Annotated in this window: 21 protein-coding genes; 8 read left to right on the forward strand and 13 right to left on the reverse strand. The window is 36.8% G+C overall.

Annotated elements, in window-relative coordinates:
* Positions 1-245 precede the first annotated feature (245 nt).
* From ACFSQJ_RS15205 to ACFSQJ_RS15240, 8 genes are all read right to left on the reverse strand, one after another.
* Positions 246-683: an SMI1/KNR4 family protein gene (locus ACFSQJ_RS15205; protein ID WP_377767815.1), complete on the reverse strand. Its 438-nt coding sequence runs from the start codon at positions 681-683 to the stop codon at positions 246-248.
* Between the two features lie 9 nt (positions 684-692).
* The gene (locus tag ACFSQJ_RS15210; RefSeq protein ID WP_377767816.1) at positions 693-1085 is read right to left on the reverse strand and encodes a hypothetical protein; all 393 of its coding nucleotides are present in this window, start codon (positions 1083-1085) and stop codon (positions 693-695) included.
* A gap of 99 nt (positions 1086-1184) precedes the next feature.
* Entirely contained in the window at positions 1185-2477 is a 1293-nt protein-coding gene (locus tag ACFSQJ_RS15215; RefSeq protein ID WP_377767817.1) for an amidohydrolase family protein, read from the reverse strand.
* Positions 2478-2521: 44 nt separating this feature from the next.
* Positions 2522-5476: an amidohydrolase family protein gene (locus ACFSQJ_RS15220; RefSeq protein ID WP_377767818.1), complete on the reverse strand. Its 2955-nt coding sequence runs from the start codon at positions 5474-5476 to the stop codon at positions 2522-2524.
* Positions 5477-5521: 45 nt separating this feature from the next.
* Positions 5522-6625: a DUF3810 domain-containing protein gene (locus tag ACFSQJ_RS15225; protein WP_377767819.1), complete on the reverse strand. Its 1104-nt coding sequence runs from the start codon at positions 6623-6625 to the stop codon at positions 5522-5524.
* A gap of 5 nt (positions 6626-6630) precedes the next feature.
* Positions 6631-7740: a peptidylprolyl isomerase gene (locus ACFSQJ_RS15230; RefSeq protein ID WP_377767820.1), complete on the reverse strand. Its 1110-nt coding sequence runs from the start codon at positions 7738-7740 to the stop codon at positions 6631-6633.
* A 5-nt stretch (positions 7741-7745) separates the two neighbouring features.
* Entirely contained in the window at positions 7746-8300 is a 555-nt protein-coding gene (gene gldI / locus ACFSQJ_RS15235; protein WP_377767821.1) for a gliding motility-associated peptidyl-prolyl isomerase GldI, read from the reverse strand.
* Positions 8300-9313, reverse strand: a complete 1014-nt coding sequence (locus tag ACFSQJ_RS15240) for a DHH family phosphoesterase (protein WP_377767822.1) — start codon at positions 9311-9313, stop codon at positions 8300-8302. Before ACFSQJ_RS15240 ends, gldI begins: the two co-directional genes overlap by 1 nt.
* 247 nt (positions 9314-9560) lie before the next feature.
* Between ACFSQJ_RS15240 and ACFSQJ_RS15245 the strand changes: the two genes are divergently transcribed.
* Positions 9561-9980 carry a nucleoside-diphosphate kinase gene (locus ACFSQJ_RS15245; protein ID WP_377767823.1) on the forward strand — a complete coding sequence of 140 codons (420 nt, stop codon included), beginning with the start codon at positions 9561-9563 and terminating at the stop codon, positions 9978-9980.
* 54 nt (positions 9981-10034) lie between these two features.
* On the opposite strand, the gene ACFSQJ_RS15250 is transcribed toward ACFSQJ_RS15245, so the two are convergent.
* From ACFSQJ_RS15250 to recF, 3 genes are read right to left on the reverse strand one after another with little or no spacing between them, the layout of a single operon-like run.
* Entirely contained in the window at positions 10035-10331 is a 297-nt protein-coding gene (locus ACFSQJ_RS15250) for a DUF721 domain-containing protein (protein ID WP_377767824.1), read from the reverse strand.
* Positions 10331-10747, reverse strand: a complete 417-nt coding sequence (locus ACFSQJ_RS15255; RefSeq protein WP_377767825.1) for a hypothetical protein — start codon at positions 10745-10747, stop codon at positions 10331-10333. The genes ACFSQJ_RS15250 and ACFSQJ_RS15255 overlap by 1 nt, the downstream gene beginning before the upstream one ends.
* A 1-nt stretch (position 10748) precedes the next feature.
* Entirely contained in the window at positions 10749-11828 is a 1080-nt protein-coding gene (gene recF, locus ACFSQJ_RS15260) for a DNA replication/repair protein RecF (protein ID WP_377767826.1), read from the reverse strand.
* A gap of 114 nt (positions 11829-11942) precedes the next feature.
* Between recF and ACFSQJ_RS15265 the strand changes: the two genes are divergently transcribed.
* From ACFSQJ_RS15265 to ACFSQJ_RS15295, 7 genes are all read left to right on the forward strand, one after another.
* The gene (locus ACFSQJ_RS15265) at positions 11943-12704 is read left to right on the forward strand and encodes a tetratricopeptide repeat protein (RefSeq protein WP_377767827.1); all 762 of its coding nucleotides are present in this window, start codon (positions 11943-11945) and stop codon (positions 12702-12704) included.
* Positions 12705-12707: 3 nt separating this feature from the next.
* Positions 12708-13190 (forward strand): 6,7-dimethyl-8-ribityllumazine synthase, encoded by a 483-nt coding sequence (gene ribH / locus ACFSQJ_RS15270; protein ID WP_377767828.1) that lies wholly within the window; start codon positions 12708-12710, stop codon positions 13188-13190.
* Positions 13191-13295: 105 nt separating this feature from the next.
* Positions 13296-13580, forward strand: coding sequence for a riboflavin synthase subunit beta (locus tag ACFSQJ_RS15275; RefSeq protein ID WP_377767829.1), 285 nt, complete (start codon positions 13296-13298; stop codon positions 13578-13580).
* Positions 13580-15412, forward strand: coding sequence for a DNA mismatch repair endonuclease MutL (gene mutL, locus ACFSQJ_RS15280; RefSeq protein ID WP_377767830.1), 1833 nt, complete (start codon positions 13580-13582; stop codon positions 15410-15412). The genes ACFSQJ_RS15275 and mutL overlap by 1 nt, the downstream gene beginning before the upstream one ends.
* The gene (locus ACFSQJ_RS15285; RefSeq protein WP_377767831.1) at positions 15413-16147 is read left to right on the forward strand and encodes a rhomboid family intramembrane serine protease; all 735 of its coding nucleotides are present in this window, start codon (positions 15413-15415) and stop codon (positions 16145-16147) included.
* A 1-nt stretch (position 16148) separates the two neighbouring features.
* Complete coding sequence (locus tag ACFSQJ_RS15290) at positions 16149-17024, forward strand: rhomboid family intramembrane serine protease (RefSeq protein WP_377767832.1); 876 nt, start codon at positions 16149-16151, stop codon at positions 17022-17024.
* A gap of 4 nt (positions 17025-17028) precedes the next feature.
* On the forward strand, positions 17029-18054 hold the full coding sequence (locus ACFSQJ_RS15295) for an endonuclease/exonuclease/phosphatase family protein (RefSeq protein WP_377767833.1): 1026 nt from the start codon (positions 17029-17031) through the stop codon (positions 18052-18054).
* A gap of 7 nt (positions 18055-18061) precedes the next feature.
* On the opposite strand, the gene ACFSQJ_RS15300 is transcribed toward ACFSQJ_RS15295, so the two are convergent.
* Together ACFSQJ_RS15300 and lepB are read right to left on the reverse strand one after the other, a co-directional pair.
* Positions 18062-18685, reverse strand: a complete 624-nt coding sequence (locus tag ACFSQJ_RS15300) for a WbqC family protein (protein ID WP_377767834.1) — start codon at positions 18683-18685, stop codon at positions 18062-18064.
* A 2-nt stretch (positions 18686-18687) separates the two neighbouring features.
* A complete protein-coding gene (lepB, locus tag ACFSQJ_RS15305; protein WP_377767835.1) occupies positions 18688-20391 on the reverse strand; it encodes a signal peptidase I in 1704 nt (567 codons plus the stop codon).
* Between the last annotated feature and the right edge of the window lie 41 nt (positions 20392-20432).

Consider the following 20432-nt stretch of genomic DNA (forward strand, 5'->3'; position numbering starts at 1 on the left):
TGCCGAGTTTGAAATAAAAAAGCAGCAAAAGCATGAAGCCCTTGCTGCGCGGGATAACAAATTGATTACTCAACTTGTTTCCTAATATTTTAAAGAAAAAACTTGTTTTTTGACACAGTACCTATGAACAGTTGCGTGGGTTAGCACGGACTTTTGCAAGTACACGACAAGCTGAAAATTCCGCAGAAATTTTCAGGACAAGCCTGTAATAGCAATTGTTTATAGCCAATGTTGTGCATAGTTTTTTAGTTAAATTTTAATTTTATTTTACTCCAGAATGAGTCTTTTTCAACGTAAAGTTTATTAATGGATTCAGCTATTTTTTCCACCTGTCTTGTCTCGTGATTCCAGAAGTATAATTCATCAGTTAAATTTCCATTTCCGTTATGAGTCAAGATTAGTTGATTTCCGTATCCGTCCGCTCCAATTGCGATACCATTGTTAGGAAACCCATTCCATTCACGAGCGTTTTTTGTTTCAAGCCCGATGTGATTACAAGTCCGACTTATTCTTTTTCGGTCACTCTTATCGAAAAATGGATACAGTTCGAATTCAAACTCGTCCGAAATCAATAATTCTCCGCCATTTGATTTTATCATTCGATTTTTAAATTCAGACGGAAATTTCACGTTCAATTCCGATTCAGTTTCTGTTATATATTTTTTATCTAAAGGAAAAGGCATTTTCTTTTTTTATTCTTTTACTACTCCGATGAACATTAAATATTCAATTTCAGTATTATAGATTTCCATTAACTCTTCTTTTGTTAAGTCAATTTTCTCCTCATTTAGAGCATATTTTACCATTTCATTAATGTCCATTTCTACATTCGATTCCGTTTCGCTTTCTGTATTTGGGTTTTCGGAAATCAGTCCGATTTTATTCATATAGTTTTCTTCCGCAACCAGAGCACTACGAATCAAATTCAAGTGCGATTTTTCCTTATTAAGCTTCAATGCAATGAAACAAGTCGCTTCGTCCAAATCATAAATTTCTTTTCCAGCGTTATTTTCATTTACAGTACAGATTGGTTCGTTTTTACAACCGAAAAATGAGAGTAGAGTCAAGATGAATATTTTTTTCACGTTTTTGTTTGGTTAAATTATGCACAACTTGTTTATATGAATGTAAAATATGCTTATATACAGCCATATAGGTTATTTAACTTACATAAAAACAAAGTTTTATTCCCCCTCATACTTCCCTAGATAGCGCTTCCAGAGTTTGGTTTGGTGGGTTTCTAATGAAATGTTTCTGCCATCTATAAAAGCATGGGTCAACTGATTGCCTCTCATATCTAAAGCATCGCCTTCCGAAATAAATAAAGTAGCACTTTTGCCTACTTCTAGGGTGCCGTAGTCATCTGCTATCCCTAATATTTCTGCCGTATTACCTGTAATCAATTGCAAGGCTTTTTCTTTATCTAGCCCTTGCTGACCTACTTGCCCAGCGTAAAAAGGCAGGTTCCTTGTCTGAAAATTGGAGGCGTTTGTGTTCTGTATGCCCACCAATAGACCACCATCTACCAAAAGTTTAGGCAGTTTAAATGGTAAATCATAATCCTCGTCATCAAATACCGGATTGTTATGGGTAAACTGCACAAGCACAGGAATGTTATTTTTCTTTAGAAAATCAGTAATCTTATAGGCATGGTATCCACCTACAAGTACAACTTCCTTAGCCCCATTTGCTTTTGTAGTATTAACGGCATCAATAATTTCTTTTTCGCCATCAGCATAGATATATAACTTCTGGGTTCCATTGAAAATTCCCTGCATTGCCGCGAATGCCGGATTCACCTCCTTTGTAGTACTCTTGCCATAGGCCATGGCATTTTTCATAAAACTTACCACATCATCTAGCTGTTTTTGATACTCTTTATTAGGTCTATATCCCCGGTCTTCTCCCATCCACCATCTTCCTTGCCTAAAGCTTCTCGGCCAGTTTAAATGCACCCCATCATCTGTTTTTATGGCTGCGTCTTCCCAGTTCCATGCATCAAACTGAACGATGGATGAGGTACCTGAAATGCGTCCTCCAGTAGGTGCTATTTGACCCAATAAAACTCCGTTGGGCCGCATACTTTCCACCACTTTGGACTCTGCGTTATAGGCAATGATGCTGCGCACATGTGGTATAATATCCCCAATTTCATCTTGATCGTTACTGGCACGTACCGCATTGATTTCAATAAGCCCCAAAGTTTTGGCAGGAGCTATAAAACCTGGATAGATATGTTTGCCCCCTGCATTTACAACTTTTCCTTTTCTGGCAATTTTGTTCGTGGCACTACCTACAAAAGTAAGTTTGCCATTTTCGAAAATTACCAAAGAATTTTCTATAAGTTCCCCATTACCCAAATGCGCGGTCGCCCCTTCTATAGTAATGGCTTCAGTCTGAGCAGGAGCTGGTGTTTGTTGTGCTTGAAGCCCAATAAAAAAAGCAAATGCTATAATTGAAAATAATTTCGTTTTCATTGTATTCGTTTTAAATACCTTGTTTTCTTTTAGATTTTTCATACTTACAAAGTTTCACAAGTGAAATTCTTTTTTACACTCTGCTTAGGACCTTTCATTTTGCCACCCCCAGATTTTTCTTTGAGCATCATGTCTATCAACTCGGTCCGTTCTTTTTTAATGGCCAACCGTTTCTGTCTGTCCTGTTCCAAATCAAAATAAGTAGCACCTTCAATCAAGGTTTTTTCGGCTTTGCTATAAATGGACATGGGGTGACCTGACCAAAGCACAACATCTGCATCTTTTCCTTCTTTGATGCTACCGACCCTATCATCTAAATGTAAAAGTTTAGCAGGGTTTATGGTTACCATTTTCCAAGCTTCTTGTTCCGTCATACCACCATATTTTACTGTTTTTGCCGCTTCTTGGTTCAATCTTCGAATCATTTCCCTGTCATCGCTGTTTATGGCAACGGTAACCCCTTGTTTTTGCATAATTGCCGCATTGTAGGGTATGGCATCGTTTACTTCGTATTTGTAGGCCCACCAATCACTAAATGTTCCCGCGCCGGCACCATGGGCCGCCATTTTATCCGCTACTTTGTAACCTTCCAAGATATGAGTGAAGGTATTTAATCGAAACCCAAACTTTTCGGCAACTTTCATCATCATATTGATTTCACTTTGCACATAAGAGTGACAGCTGATGAAACGCTCACCGTTTAAAATTTCCGCCAGTACTTCCATTTCTTCATCGTAACGGTAGGGTTGACCTGCCTTTTTCTTAGCATCATATTCTTTGGCTCTTTGAAAGTAGTTCATAAAAACCTGTTCCACACCCATTCTGGTTTGCGGGAATCGTGAAAAACTTTGCCAGTTGGATTGCTTGACGTTTTCACCAAGGGCGAACTTGATGAACTTCGGAGAATTATCGTAAATGAGTCCGTCCGCTTCCTCTCCCCATTTTAATTTTATAATCGCGGACCTTCCTCCGATAGGATTTGCCGAACCATGAAGTAGTTGTAAAGAAGTAACCCCGCCAGCTAAAGAGCGATAGATTTTTATATCTTCAGCATCGACTACATCTTCCATTTTTACTTCTGCGGTACTATTGTGTCCAGCTTCATTAACGGCTAGGGCCGCAATATGGCTATGTTCGTCTATGATTCCTGCAGTCAAGTGTTTGCCTGTCGCATCGACTACTTTGGCACTTCCTGAACTTAGATCCTTCCCAATTTTAGCAATCTTACCATTTTTAATGAGCACGTCGGTATTTTCAAGAATACCGTCATCTTCGCTCGTCCAGACTGTAGTATTTTTAAATAATATATTTTCAGGTTTTGGTTTTTGAGCGTATCCATAACCTAAATTAGGGTAGGTAACAGGCATTATTTTTGGTGCTTGTAAGGCATCCTTATTTTGGTCTTTCTTTTCTTCAAAATCCGATTTTTTAATTGCCGTAAATGAACTTTCTGTGCCATCTGGCAATATCAGCCTTCCACTCAGGTTGTCGGAGGCTGCCGTAACAGGGGCGGTCATACGATAAATTTCAGCCTTTTCTTTTGTGGTAATGCTTAAATCTAACCAATTGGAATTATACGCTATTTTTGAAGTTAATTTAAGGGTATCTTGTTTTACCTCAACTTTTGGTTCGTCATTTTTACCAGATATATCAAGAGTATATGTTTTTCCCTGTACGGCTAAATCATAAATCCCTCTAATATCCTTTATGTCTTTATCCTCAATAACATTTTTGTTGCCCTGCACCCAATTTTCATAAAGGGTGGTAGATTTTTCAAAAATATCTCCTGAAGTAATTAAAAAGTTAGCGTACGCCCCAGGTTTTAAGCTTCCTAAGCTATTGCCTTTGCCAAGTATCTGGGCCGGTACAGTGGTTAAGGCTTCTAAAGCTTTACTTTTTGGTAGGCCATATTGTATGGCTTTCAATACCATTTCTTTAAAGGCGCCAGGCGATTTTAAACTGTAAGGGGTCAGGGAAAAAGTTACACCATTCTCCGCCAATACTTTTGGATTGCTTGGGGCTTGATTCCATTTACGCATATCTGCAAGTGAAACATAGCCCGCTTGATAAGGGTTGGAAACATCGTATGCTTTCGGGAAATTAACGGGAATTACCAGTTTGGCATTGGTAGCTTTTATTTCAGCGATACGCTCATATTCATTCCCTCCTCCTAAAATTACATATTGTATACCGTTTGCGTCACCAATTTTATCGGCCCTTAGCACATGTCCTTTGTCTTTTGCCTCAAAAAATTGTACTAATCCCTTATTTTCTAACAAAGCCTCAATGGAGCGGTCTTTGGTATCTGAATTGCCTTGTGCATACCAATCGGCATCTTTATAAAATTGCCTCATCAAGGCCAGAGCACCCATTAGCGAAGTTGGGTAAGACTGTCTTTTGGTAACACTTTTGGTAAGTGAAAAAAACTGGCCTGACTTATCATCTAAAATACGGTTCGCGTCCGTGCCTTCACCATTTAGAGCTATTAAAACTCCGGTTCCACGAGCGATACCATCATGAATATGAGAATTTACAACTCCAAAGCCTGCTTTACGTAGTTCTTTGGCCGATTTATCATCATATTTAAAACTAGCTATTGCCGCATTTTCTGGCATTATATGGTCATTCCAATAAAAACCATCCCGTTCAGCTTCATATTGGGGAGAACGTCCTCCTCCAGGTTTTCGTTTAGGTTGTTCAACGCCAAATTTGGAATAGACATCGATGAAAGAGGGATAGATGGATTTACCATCTAAATTTTCTACTACGGCATTTTTGGGTATTGATACCGAACTGCCTGCTTGAACTACTTTTCCGTTTTGGATAAGTAAAGTCCCATTTTGGATAACCTGTGTTGGCGTTACATAAATTTTAGCATTAGTGAACGCATAGTAATTGTCGTTCTTTGATTTTACACCATCATTTTCGGGGAAGTAGTCTTGTGCAAACAGGGTCGCGCCACACCAAAGTAGGGCAAGCGTCAGAAGTCGCATTTTCATATTGTATTAGATTGAATTAGTTCCCCCTAAGGTAGCAGAACGTGCTCACTTCTGCAAATAGGATTCATTCCGATAAAGGGTATACCAATAATTTTTATCGGTATTGATCAATAAGCCTACCACGGCGTTGTAGCTTTGAATTCCTTCTTCTTGATTGTTGGCTTTTAAAAAAGTATTGAAAATAGATTTAAAAATTGGCTCCGTTGGGTTTTGATATTGTTCCCAAAAGGCAGTCAGTTCTCGATAGTTTTTCTTGACACCTTCATTAAGTTTGGTCATCACCATTTCAAATGCTGCTTCATCTTTTTCTTTTAAATCTGAAAGACAGTAGGCAAGTATGTGTGTAAGCGCTGCATATTTGAAATACCGGTCGGGATTGCTATAAGTCACTACAAGCCCTATGAAATTTGTTGAGCTCTCTGAAGAATAACCCAATTGGTGACCGACTTCATGACCACTTACAGAAGGTAATCTGAGCTTAGGTATGAGTGCATTTACTTGTGCTTCATTGGTAAAAGGATTTAAATAGCCACCATAGCCCATATAGGTTAATGGAGTTGAATAGAGAGAGGATTTTAAGCTAGGAGTCTCGTATTCAAAATTCGGAAATGCTTTTTTAGTAGCAGCTTCATAACTTTCTAAGGTTTTATGATAGATTTCTTTATTTGAATAAGGGATGTTGACAGGCTGCAGGCTATCTTTAGAAATCTGCATCTGTAAATGGTTTGTAAAACTAATCATGCCCAAACTAAAATTAACCAACTCTTCTTTAGTATATTCAACTTCAAATCCTAATTTTTCATTAACCGGTAGTCTATAATAATTCATGCCCCAAAACAAATGAAATATGAAATAGGCAATGGATAGTGTGTAGCCAAGATGGAGCAATAATCTTTTTGGCTTCTTTCGGAACGATTTCGCTTTTAAATAAATATATCTAATAATCGCTACACCTATCAGGGTATAAAAAATATCGCCCATAGAAAAAGGAACCCAACCGAAAAGTAGTCTCAGAAATTTTGAGATAATCGGATAGATTCCTTCGCTATAATATTTTTCGACCAATTCTGGATAAGCCCCAAACCACTTCACAAAAATTATTTGAGGAATGATGGAAAGCGCTAATCCAGTTTTGGCATTTAGTTTCACAAGCTTTATTCTGCTATGCCCGTTATCTCTAAATCGAATACCAGAGTAGAGCCACCGGGGATTGGTCCGTAATCTCTATCACCATAACCTAAATGTGGGGGTATAAACAGGCGTATTTTATCACCAACCTTCATTGTTAACAATCCTTCTCTAAAACCTGCGGCTAAACGGGCTTCAGGGCTATAGTCCATTGGTGTAGGCCCGTACATGCCTTGGTCTCTTCGCCCTGGATTAAGTATTCCAAACTTTTCTGCCAATTCCATATCACTGGTATCGAACAACGTACCATCTTTCATTAAATACCCAGCATAAGAAACTAGTACTTTTTGGCCGATTTTAGGTTTTTGACCATCACCTATCTCTTTTGGTAAAATCATAAGCCCAGAATCTGTTAATTCAGCTTTGGCTTCTTCAGCTTTGAATTCAGCGGCCAAATCGGATTTCATTTTCTCAAAAGCGGCCACTGCGGCCTCATCTTCTTTGAAATAATCTGTCATTACCTGAACGGCGTCGAATTTTTTGGCTTCTTTACCGTTTCTGATAATTTCAACCTTATTCATAACGACGTCAACTTCTGGTTTGTTCGCCGCTAACACTTTTACATTAGCAATAGAATCGACTACTTCAATACCTTTTACAACTTCACCAAAAACAGTGTGCTTACCATCTAACCAAGGTGTAGGTTTGTGTGTGATAAAAAATTGGCTTCCGTTTGTTTTAGGTCCGCCATTGGCCATAGAAAGCAAACCTTTTTGCGAATGTTTAAGTGAGTCTACAAACTCATCTTTAAATTTATACCCTGGATTTCCCCTACCTGTTCCAAGGGGGTCTCCGCCTTGAATCATAAAGTCTTTCATGACCCTATGAAAAATTAGACCGTCATAATATTTTTTACCTTTTAAGCTGTCTGTCACGAAAGGACTATTGCCTTCTGCTAGCGATACAAAATTAGCTACTGTAACTGGCGTTGCATTATGGTATAGTTTGACCACAATGTCACCTTGTGTTGTTTGTATATCCGCATAAATACCATCCGTTAAATCTGCATACTTGCTAGATTTACAGGCGTTAAATGCTAGTGCTACCAGAAATACACCGAGAACTATTTTTTTCATTATTCTTAATTTAAATTTAGACTGTCTTTATTTTTTTTAATTCTAATTAGCTGTACACTTGTTTTTATGGGAGTGTTGGGTCCAATTTTATTGCCATCACCTTTGTAGCCATAGCCTTGTGAAGATGGAAACAAAAAAGTGATTTTATCTAATTCTTTCATCAATTTTAAGCCGTTTCTTAAACCGGGAAATAATTGTGATTTATCGATAGCGTGCTGCACCACTCCAATGTCTTCTGCTTTATAAATGGTATCATTCGCTAAATTCATCACTGTGTAAGCAAAAACGACTTCATCATCAGTCTTAGGAGTGTAATCGTTGTTTTGACCCTCAACTTCATAGAAATACGAAAATCCATACGAACTTGTGATGTATGTTCTAGTCGAATCTTTTTTGATGATATTTTTAATCAACTCTTCTTCTTTGGCCAATAATTTTTTACTCCGTTCAATAGACTCCTTGTAAAAGCTTGTCGATTTTACTTGAACAGGTTTTCTTGGTTTAGGACCTTCACAGCCCAATAATATTAGTAAAACTAATATGAAACTTAAATATTTCATTATTGAAGTTGTAATTTGTAGTTCTCTAAAAGCGATTCGAAATATTTTGTGGTCTCAGCAATAGAAACCTCACTTCTTCCTCCCGAAGCATTAGTATGCCCTCCTCCGTTAAAATGGTTTCGAGCAAATTCGTTTACAGAAAACTCCCCAATAGATCTAAATGATATTTTTATGATACCTTCTTCTTTATTTTCAATAAAAATAACGGCAAAATTAATGCCCTCTAAAGTAAGTCCGTAATTAACGAAACCTTCTGTGTCGCCCTTACTGTAATTGTGCTTGTCCAGCTCTTCTTGGCTTAGTGTAATGTATGCGGTGTTGTATTCTTCAAGAATCTTTAAGTTGTTTAAAGCAACTCCTAGCAAATGCAATCTTGCCGGTGAATTAGTATCAAAAACTTGCTGATGAATTGTCATGTTCTCAGCACCCTTATCAATTAAATTGGCAACTACACGATGTGTTTTGCTGGTGGTGGAATAGTATTTGAACGAGCCCGTATCGGTCATAATACCGGTGTACAAACAAGTGGCAATATCTTTTGAAATTTTATCGGTACCGTCAAGTGCCTCAATAAAATTATAGACCATTTCACAGGTAGAACTCATGTTTACGTCAGAATAGGTAACTCTGGCGTAAGTATCTGGTTGTTGGTGGTGGTCAATCATTATAAAGTCCGCTTTTGAAGCTGCTAAAAGCGGTTCTAATTGCCCGGTTCTAGAGAAATGATTAAAATCTAGGGTAAAAATTAAGGTCGCTTCTTCAATAAGCTTTTTTGATTGTGAATTTTGATGTTCAAAATTGTAAATAAGATTATCGCTGGGCAACCATTTTAAAAATTTTGGGTAATCGTTCGGCGCTATTACCATCGGATTTTGACCGGTTGCCTTTAAAAAATGGGCTAAGGCCAAACAGGAACCAATGGCATCTCCATCAGGATTTTTATGTGGTATTATTACAATTTTTTGGGGCTTCGCAAGAAGGGACTTAACAGTAGCGATATCTGTCGAATTCATGCGGGCAAAGATACAATAATATAACAGAGTGTTTACTTTTGATAAGCTATTTTGTCACCATTAGATAGCCCAGAAAATGCAACTGCACTATGTTGTTTTCTTGCAATTGGTTTTAGCTGGAGGAATAAAATAGACCATTAAATAATTCATTTAAATGTCAATGAACATATCTTTTATGAGCTAAAACAAAGCTCATTAATCTTGCATGGCAAACGAAAAAGCGTAATTTTGCGCAAAATTTTAGAAAATGACAGGAAACAGAACGTTTACCATGATTAAACCAGATGCCGTTGAAAACGGACATATTGGTGCGATATTAGAAAAAATTACAGCTGCAGGTTTTAAAATTGTGGCTATGAAATATACCCAACTTAGTTTAAGAGATGCAAAAGCCTTTTACGCCGTGCATAGTGAGCGTCCATTTTTTGGAGAGCTTGTAGAGTTTATGACAAGAGGCCCAATAGTTGCCGCTATATTGGAAAAAGATAACGCGGTCGAAGATTTTCGTGCATTAATCGGTGCTACCAACCCTGCCGAAGCTGCAGAAGGTACTATCCGTAAATTGTTTGCTACCAGTATCGGTGAAAATGCGGTGCATGGTTCAGATAGTGATGAAAATGCCGCTATAGAAGGTTCTTTTCACTTTGCGGGAAGAGAAGTATACTAATACAGTTCTCTTGATAGATATAAAAAGCCATTCTAAAACGGAATGGTTTTTTTATTAGCGTAAGACCAATTTTTTAATCAAGTCTTTTCCTAGTTCTTCGTTTAAAAGGGTGATAATTTTAGAAGTTCCCATGCTGAGCTCTTGCCGAAGCACAGACGAAGAAAGCGATACAAATAGTGTTTCGTTTCGTAACTCTACCTGTGTAGTGTAATTATTGACGCCATTGCCCATTAATTTCGCCCAAGCTTCACGGGCATCTACCTTATCTATTCCTTTTTGAAGTTTGTTTTGTTGAATGAACTCATTTAAGGCTTCACCCAAATTCATATGTGAATTGTATCGTTTGGCCATTATTCTATTTTTATAGGTTCGTACCTTTTGTACGTATAGGTGATATCATTTTCGTTAGTGATAGAAAATTGATTTTCTTCTAATACGATTAATCTTTCATGCCATTCACTTAGGTCGTTTTTGTAATAAAAAGTGAAAACACCATCCTTTTCGACCAAGGTGAAAAGTTCTGCATCATTAGACGTGTCATAAGTGCCATCAAATTTAGGATGCACCTTTTTTTTGAATCCCTTCATTTCCTTCAGTTCGATATAGTCTACGCTAGGGTTGACCTTGTAAGTTTTCTTTTGACCATCTGCAAATTCAACCTCTGTAATTTCCCAATAACCATTTAGGCTATTCAGCTTTTCTTTCGCTATCGGCGGGGTGCATCCGGTAATTAGGGTTATAAAAATCAAAAAAGCAAAATATCTCATATTACAAGTTAAATATTTTGTAACTCTGGTTGATGGTTTTCACCACTTTTTCAGTTCTATCTGCGTGGGTGTCGCTAATGAACAGTTGTCCGAATTCATCATTATTTACCAAAGCCACTATTTGAGCGACCCGGGTTTCATCTAATTTATCAAAAATATCATCAAGCAATAAAATCGGTGTGGTTTTGGCCTGCTCTTTTATGAAATGAAATTGCGCCAGCTTTAAAGCAATTAAAAAAGATTTTTGCTGCCCTTGACTACCGAATTTTTTAATGGGATAGCCATCGATGGTAAAATCGAGGTCATCTTTATGAATACCGACACTAGTATATTGCAACGCACGGTCTTTTTCTAAGGAATTGGTTAGCAAGTCACTTAAACTATTTTCTAAAAGTTTGCTTTGATAGGCCAATAATACACCTTCTTCTTTTTTAGAAATATTCGCATACTGTTCTTGGAAGATTGGAATAAAACTTTCTAAAAATTGTGAACGTTTTTTAAATATTTCAGTTCCGAAGGTATGTAACTGCTCATCGTAGACAGATAAGGCATCTTTATCAAAAGTTCTATTGACGGAAAAGTATTTTAGTAGCGAATTACGCTGGGTTAGTATTTTAGTATATTTTATTAGGGTTTGAAGATAGGCCTTGTCCGATTGTGATATTACGCCATCTATAAACTTTCTTCGCGTATCGCTTCCTTCAACAATAAGGTCTCTATCGGCCGGAGATATAATAACCAAGGGAAGAAAACCAATATGCTCTGAAAACTTATCATAAGCCTTGCCATTACGTTTAATGACCTTCTTCATTCCCTTTTTAAAGCTGCAAACAATCTTTTCTTCACGGTCATTTTTTTCGAATTCTCCGTCGATCATAAAAAATTCGGTACCGTGCTTAATATTTTGTGTTGCAACGGGGTTGAAGTAGCTTTTACCGAAACAAAGGTGGTAGATAGCATCTAGAATATTGGTTTTGCCGATTCCATTTTTACCCACTAAACAGTTGATGGTAGGGTCAAAATCTAAGTTTTTTGAATCAAAATTTTTATAGTTTACTAAGGATAAGCGTTTTAAAAACATAGGTGGTTCGAAAATCTTACGATTTTAAATGATAGCAGCTAGCAAAAATAACGAATAATTTGCCTTTCGGTTTTGGATAAAACCTTTATTTTTGCGCGATTAATAAAATGAAGAATGGCGACATATAAAAAGCGCGGCTTTAAGCCAAAGAATAAAGCGGAAGAAATAGTAATCGATGAACAGAACAGTACTACTGCAGAGGTTTTTAGTACACTTGATGAAAGTGCATCTAAAACTGAAGCATGGGTTTCTAAAAATCAGAACTATATCTTGGGTGTTATAGGTGCTGTGGCTCTTGGTGTTTTGGGGTATTTGGCCTATACACAATTTGTGCAGACACCAAAAGAAGCAAATGCGGCAAACGAGCTTTACTATCCGCAACAATATTTTGACCGGGCAATGGTAGATGAAAACGCAAAGGATTCACTGCTTAACTTAGCTCTTAACGGGGCAGAGGGTAAATATGGTTTTCTAGATATTATCGATGAGTATAAAGGTACTAAAGCAGCAAACTTGGCGACGTACTCGGCGGGAATGGCATATCTAAATCAGCAGAACTACCAAGAAGCGATTTCTTATCTCGAAAACTTTTCTTCTGATGATGCAATTCTTGGAGCATTGGCAAAAGGAGGAATAGGGGATGCTTTTGCGCAGCTTGAACAACCTGAAGAAGCTTTGGATTACTATGAAAAAGCGGTAGCGCATGATAGTAATGATTATACTACACCACGTTTTCTTTACAAAGCTGGTGTTATAGCAACAGATTTGGGCTATACCGATAAAGCTTTGCAGTACTTTACACGTATCAAAGACGAATTTTCAAAAGCTCCTGAAGCTAATAATATAGATGCTTTAATAGGCTTCGCAAAGAAGTAGCATATGGCTACCGAGATAAAAAACTTATCGGTTTACAATAAGGACGAAATCCCAAATGCGAAAAATCTTCGGTTTGGGATTGTTGTTTCTGCATGGAACGATAATATCACTGAACAGCTTTTCAAAGGGGCGTTTGCTGCCCTAATTGATTGTGGAGCTACTGAAAAAAATATTGTCCGTTGGAATGTTCCTGGAAGTTTCGAATTGGTGTTCGGAAGTAAAAAAATCATTCAGACCCAAAATGTAGATGCCGTAATCGCAATAGGAAGTGTGATAAGAGGTGAAACTAGTCACTTCGATTATGTTTGCGGAGCGACCGCTCAGGGAATTAAAGATTTGAACGTAAAGTTCGATGTACCGGTGATATTTTGTGTGCTTACTGACGATACACTACAACAGTCGATTGATCGCAGTGGAGGTAAACATGGTAATAAGGGCATAGAAGCTGCCATTGCCGCCATACAAATGGCCACTTTAGGCAAATAATTTCAGAATCTTATAAAAGTACTTTCTGTTAACATTTTTTGTGAACGGGCGGTCATACGTTTTTTCTATTTTAAGTACCTTTGAGTATATACGGAAAAGGAGTTTATGCGCAAGTTTCTACGACTTAGAGGAAATAAAAGTTTTAACTATACCCCACGCTATTACAAGGGTGAGGGTAATCCGTATAAAATTGAACACAAACTTGATAAATTTCGAAGTACGGCAAGTACTACAAGAGGATTAAAAAATAAATTTTCATCTGCCTTTCAAGACTTAAAAACGGAAGGTGACAGGAACGTAAAAACTCGTTTTCTGGTCATCTTAGGGGTGCTGATTTTAATCTTTCTTTTTATCATCGATTTCGATTTATCCATATTTTATATGCCCTAATGGCGGACATCATTAAACTTTTACCGGATCATGTGGCGAACCAAATTGCTGCAGGTGAAGTGGTGCAGCGGCCAGCATCGGTTGTAAAGGAGTTATTGGAGAATGCTATTGATGCTGGGGCAAGCGAGATAAAGCTTATTGTAAAAGATGGTGGTAAAGCGCTTATTCAAGTTGTCGATAATGGAATCGGAATGAGCGAAACGGATGCCCGACTCTCATTTGAACGGCATGCCACTTCAAAAATTTCTTCGGCCGAAGACTTATTTAATTTAAGAACAAAAGGATTTAGAGGTGAAGCTTTGGCTTCAATAGCGGCGATTGCGCATGTAGACTTGCAGACTCGAACGAAAAACAAAGAAACGGGTACACATATTAAGATAGAAGGCAGTAATGTAGTATCACAAGAAGTCGCGGTTACTCCAAAGGGAAGTTCGATATCGGTTAAGAACCTATTCTTTAATATTCCTGCAAGACGTAATTTTTTAAAGTCGAACCAAGTAGAACTCAGGCATATTACAGATGAGTTCCATAAAGTCGCCTTGGTACATCCATCCGTTGCGTTTCGGTATTATAATAATGGTTCTGAATTGTTCAATCTTCCTTCAGAAAATTTCCGCCAACGCATTGTTCATGTTTTTGGAGCTCGAATTAATGAGCGTTTGGTGCCGGTTGAAGAGGAAACTGAAATTATTAAGATCTCCGGATTTATAAGTAAGCCAGAGTTTGCGAAAAAGAGTAGGGGAGAACAATTCTTTTTTGCCAATGGAAGGTTTATAAAAAGCCCCTACTTGCATCATGCCGTTGTTGCGGCTTTTGAAGGTTTGCTTAAAAAGGATGTTCATCCGGGTTACTTTTTAAATTTAGAGGTAGACCCTTCATCAATAGACATCAATATTCATCCAACAAAAACCGAAGTGAAGTTTGATGACGAGAATACCTTATACGCGATTTTACGTTCTACAGTCAAACATAGTTTAGGGCAATTTAGCGTGGCCCCGGTTTTAGATTTTGAACGTGATCGAAATCTAGACACTCCATATGCTTACCAGCAAAAAGAAGCAGTGTTGCCAAAAGTGGTTGTAGATAATAGTTTTAATCCTTTTGCAGAGGTTAAAACTATAAGTAAGCAAGGTTCTTCTTATAGCAAAAAAAGTGTAGAAGGTTGGGAAAATTTATACGGTGATATTAATTCCGATAGCTTTAGCAGTATTGAATTTGAGTCGGATGGAAACACTCCTGAGATTTTTGAAAGTAAAGATGATACCGCCCACGGGCAACAAGTTACTTTTCAATTAAAACGAAAGTATGTTGTAACAACAATTAAGTCAGGTATGGTGGTAATAGATCAGAGTAGGGCCCATCAGCGCGTGCTCTATGAAAAATTTCTTCAAGACATTACTGTTAAAGAAGCCGTTAGCCAACAATTACTTTTTCCGATAGAACTTAACTTTACGAAAAAAGAGATTTCCGTATTAGAAAATATAAAGGACAGTTTATCCAGTTTAGGATTTATGTTGAGTATTGGTCAAGATACTATCAAAGTCACAGGAATACCGAGTTTAATGACCGAGAGTGGCATAGATTTAGTTTTACATGAGTTGTTGCGAGATTTCTCTGAAGGTTACCAAAGAGAGGGCTATTCGCAGGCAGAACAAATGGCAAGAACCCTTTGTAAAAGTTTGTCCATTAAGACAGGTCAATCATTAGAACAAGATTCTCAAATTGCGTTGGTAAATGATTTGTTCGGGTGTAAAGAACCGAACTTAAGTCCATTTCAAAAACAAACATTCATTACACTTTCTTCAGATGAAATTGATACTAAATTTAATTAAATGGGAAGATTAACAGAAGCTATTAAACATCTTATCATAATTAATGTAATATTCTTTATTGCTACGCAATTATATGGTGATCAGTTGTATCTGTGGTTCTCACTGTATTTTCCGGAAAACGAAAATTTTCAACTTTGGCAGGTAGTTAGCCATATGTTTATGCACGGTGGATTAATGCATATTGCATTTAATATGTACGGGCTTTGGGCTTTTGGTTCTCCGTTAGAAAGAGCTTGGGGTAAGAACAAGTTTTTATTCTTTTATTTTTCTGCTGGTTTGGGTGCAGCGGCACTTCACTTGGCATCCAACTATTACTTTTTTAATGATGGTTTAACTGCTCTGGTAGAGGCAGGGGTCTCCAAGAATGAAGTCTTGGATATCATTTCTCGAGGAAAATATAGTCCAGATTGGTATAATATAACTTCTCAAAGTTCTGTTGACAGTATGATTGCAGCCTTTAGTACACCAGCTGTAGGGGCCTCAGGGGCGGTTTATGGCGTATTGGTCGCTTTTGCCTTTATGTACCCTAATTCGGAACTTATGATGATATTTTTGCCGATACCGATTAAAGCGAAGTACTTTGTACCCTTAATTATATTTGGAGATTTAATTTTTGGAGTTACAAATACAGGTACAGGTATTGCTCATTTTGCCCATATTGGAGGAGCGCTCGTCGGTTTTATAATGATGTGGTATTGGAAGAAGAATCAGTTTAATAAAAACCGTTGGAACTAATATGGTGAATGGAGGTATAAAATATCAATTTGCTAGATTAAATATTGCCGAGAAGCTTATCGCTATAAACGTTTTGGTTTTTTTGCTAAACGGCCTTTCAATTGCTTTATTGGGGTTTTCTAGTCAGGGAATTGTAAAATGGTTTGAGTTGCCCGAAGATTTTATCACTTTCTTCACCCAGCCATGGTCTTTAGTAACCTATTCTTTTTTTCATGCTGGTATTGGACATCTTTTTTGGAATATGCTTATGCTCTATTTTACAGGCAAAATATTCTTGAATTTATTTGACAATAAACGTTTTACCAATGTTTATTTCTTAGGAGTAATATTAGGTGGCCTGCTTTTTATGTTAAGTTATAATGTCTTTCCGACCCTTACGACCACCAATACCGCGTTGATAGGAGCTTCTGCAGGAGTTACGGCGGTTCTTATTTTTATCTGCGGCTATATACCTAATCAAGAGGTACGCGTTATTTTTTTTAATGTGAAACTATGGTATGTAGGCCTGTTCTTTGTCTTGGTAGATTTGGTCCAGATTTCTTCAGGACAAAATATAGGAGGAAGAATTGCCCATCTTGGAGGAGCAGTTTTAGGATATCTTTACGCAAGACAATTATTAAAAGGCAATGATATCGGTATTGGTTTCACGAAATTGTTGGATAGTTTGTCGAATATTTTTAAACCAAAAGAAAAGAAAGCACCTCTAAAAACCGTTTATAGAAAAGCGAACCAAAAAGGAGCAAATAAAGCCGATTATGACAAGCAGGCAAACCAACGAAAAATAGATGCTATTTTAGATAAAATAAGCAAGTCTGGTTACGAAAGTTTATCAAAAAAAGAAAAGGATTTTTTATTTAAAGCAGGTAAAGAAAATTAATATTTTGAAAAAACTTTCTCTCTTTAGTAGAATTGTTTTTGTTCTAAATGTCTTTTTTGCATTGACACTTTTGTTCATAGGCTTTACCTCTTATTCTCAAGAAAATAGCTTTCCTCCATTGCTTTTATTAAGCTTATTTGTTCCGTTACTTTTTGTTGTTAACCTGTTTTTTTGTCTTTACTGGTTTATTAGAAGAAAAAAACATTTCTGGTTATCTTTTGTAACTATTCTTATTGGATATTTTGTTTTCGGTGTTTTTTATATGGCCACCAAACAGAAAAAGGAAATTGATTTCAATAATAGTTTAAATATTATTTCCTATAATTCACGTGGTTTCAATATTTATGAGAATATAAAAAGAAAAGATGTTGGAGACCAGATTGTTAGATTTATAAGTTCCGAAAACCCTGATATTGTGTGTTTTCAAGAGGTAAATTATGCATATTTAAAGCACTTTGATAGTTACCCTTATAGATACCGAAGTGTCAAGAGTGGCTCTGGAAAATCGAAGTTAGCAATACTTTCTAAATACCCAATAATAAGTAATGCTACAATAAGCTTTCCAAACTCAAGTAATGATGCTGTTTACGCTGACATTGTATTTAAAAAAGATACGATTCGAATTTATAATGTGCATTTACAATCTTATAAAATTGTCCCATCATCTCAGACTCTAACGGAAGGCCAATCTGAACGGACTTACAGAAAATTACGTAATACATTTGATAAGCAATTAGAGCAAGCAAAAATTTTTAGAGAGCATCTTAAAAAGAGTCCGTTTAAAACAATAATCTCAGGTGATTTTAACAATACTCAGTTTTCTAATATTTACAGGATGGTCAAAGGAGATTTTCAGGATTCTTTTTTAGAAGCAGGTCAAGGCTTTGGCCGCACCTATGATTTAAAAGGATTACCAATGCGAATAGACTATATTTTGGCAGATGATTCTTTTGAAATTCTGGAACATCAAAACTATGATGTTAAACTGTCCGATCATTATCCTATAAAAGCAACATTAGGCATAAAGTAGTGATATTCTAGATTTGGTGGTTTAATTGCCGCAAGTAAGAAAGGGAATTGGGGCCTTCGTTAAAAAGTAAGTCTACTATGCTAACATTTTCTATAAAACCGTGTCGGTCGCCAAAAACCTGATTATAGGTTGGCTGTTTAAATTGTATTTTTTGTTTGGCACTAACAAAATGTCTTAGATCTGTATCCTTTTCAATTGAAACATTATAAGTTAACGTTTTATTATTTTGATTTTCTACCCCCAAACTGTCACTTAAAAAATCAATGGTCTTGAAATTAAGATCTAATAAGTATGTAGCGGGTTTTTCAAAAATTGGCGCCAAATCATCCTCATAAAATTCGAAAAAAGGTGACGTGCGATAAGCGGTTTGCAATGTTCTCCAATGCTGAAGCTGCCAGTTTGACGAATTATCTAATTTTACATCTCTGTATTTTTGTCTACCCTGGTTTCCGCCCACATGTTGAATAGGTATTGTGAGCATATGTTTACCTTGATCCGTACAGATGTAACATCTGTTTCTATAGGTTTGCTTTTGAAAGTTGTCATTCACTTCCCATACAATATCACTGTCAACTACGATGGCCATAGTTGCGATATTAGGAAAATAGACTGGATGAAGAATATTTTTCAATATTATTCAGCTTTAGACTTTCTTCTTTTTCTAAAGAAATCAAAAACGAACCATCCACCTAAAAGAATTAGAAAATATTTGAAATAAGATTTTGGCTCGCCACTTCCACCGACAGTAGTAAAAATTCTATCCCATCTAAACTTCCAATTCGATATTCCTTCATCAAAATTGTCAAAACTCATCCAGATAAAAACTGGTTTTCCAACAATATGATCCTCAGCAACATAACCCCAGGCACGGCTATCTTCAGAATGGTCTCTATTGTCTCCCATCATCCAATAATAATCTTGTTTAAAGGTGTAAGAGTTAGCTTCCTTACCGTTTATAAAGACTTTATTTCCCGTTACTTTTACCTCATTACGTTCGTAATCGCGTATGATTTTCTTGTAAAAAGGAATGGTTTTAGCATTTATTTCTACAGTGGCACATTCTTCAGGAATGTAAATGGGACCAAAATTATCAACGTTCCATTTGTAATACGGACTTTGAGGAAAAACGTTATAACCAGCTTGCCCTTTGGGGATGACTTCCATAACAATGGAATCAATATTTTGATTTTTTTTCAACTCTTTGACCATGTCTTGGGTCATATTGGCCATTCTTGCTCTAGGAGTTTCTTCTTTTAAAGAAAGGCGTAGCTGTCTAATAATCTCAGGGGAAATTCCCTTTTTATCAGTGTATATGATAGGCCTATTATTTTCATCGGCACCAACTTGAAAACCGCTTTGACGAAGCAGATTCAACTGATTTTGATTAATGCTGGAGGCGATATATTTTCGACTGTAATCGTCGGCACCAACTTCTTCTAATAAACGGCTAGAGACCCCTTTTTGAGCATAAATGGTATAATCGCTCATTACCTTTGCACGATCTGATAAAACAAGTTTCTTACCATTTATATGCACAAAGCCATCAATGATTTCAAGAGAATCGCCTGGGGTGCCAACACAACGTTTTACGTAATTGGACTTTTTGTCTATAGGCTTTTTAACTCCTTTAGACTTTACGAAAAATTGCTTTACGGTATCTGCCGGCCAACTAAATACAACAATATCATTCTTCTTAGGGGTTTGAAAACCGGGCAACCTCATATAAGGTAGCTGAGGTTTATTTAAATACGACCTTTTTTTAATTACTGGAATGGTGTCATGAACCATAGGTGCCGCAACAGCGGTCATCGGCACTCTTGCTCCAAAATGAAACTTACTGACAAACAAGAAATCACCAACACGGAGTGTGCGTTCTAAAGAACCCGTGGGTATTACATAAGGTTGAATAAAATAAGTGTGCACCAAAGTTGCTGCTACTATTGCAAAAACAATAGAGCTAACCCATTCACCAAGACCTGACCTAGGTTTTAGGCTTCTGTCTTCAATATAATTTACATTCTCTGCATAATTAATATAGTAGATATAAAAGCCTAATGTTAGAATTACCAACCACGTATCCAATAACTTGTTTTTTCCAAAACTCCTAATAGTTTCTACCCAAACTACGGGAAACATCAGTAAATTGATTATAGGAATAAAAAGTAAAATCACCCACCATTTTGGGCGATTGATAATTTGCATCAAAACAATAGCATTGTAAACAGGAATAGCAGCTTCCCACGCTTTTCTGCCCGCTTTTACATATAACTTCCAGGTTCCTAGAAAATGAATTACTTGTATGATAAGGATAAAAAGAATCCACTGTGTACCGTTCATAAAAAAACTTTTAACTCGATTCTCGAGATTTAAATATTTTA

This window comes from Croceitalea marina (genome assembly GCF_042684265.1).
GTDB lineage: Bacteria > Bacteroidota > Bacteroidia > Flavobacteriales > Flavobacteriaceae > Croceitalea > Croceitalea marina.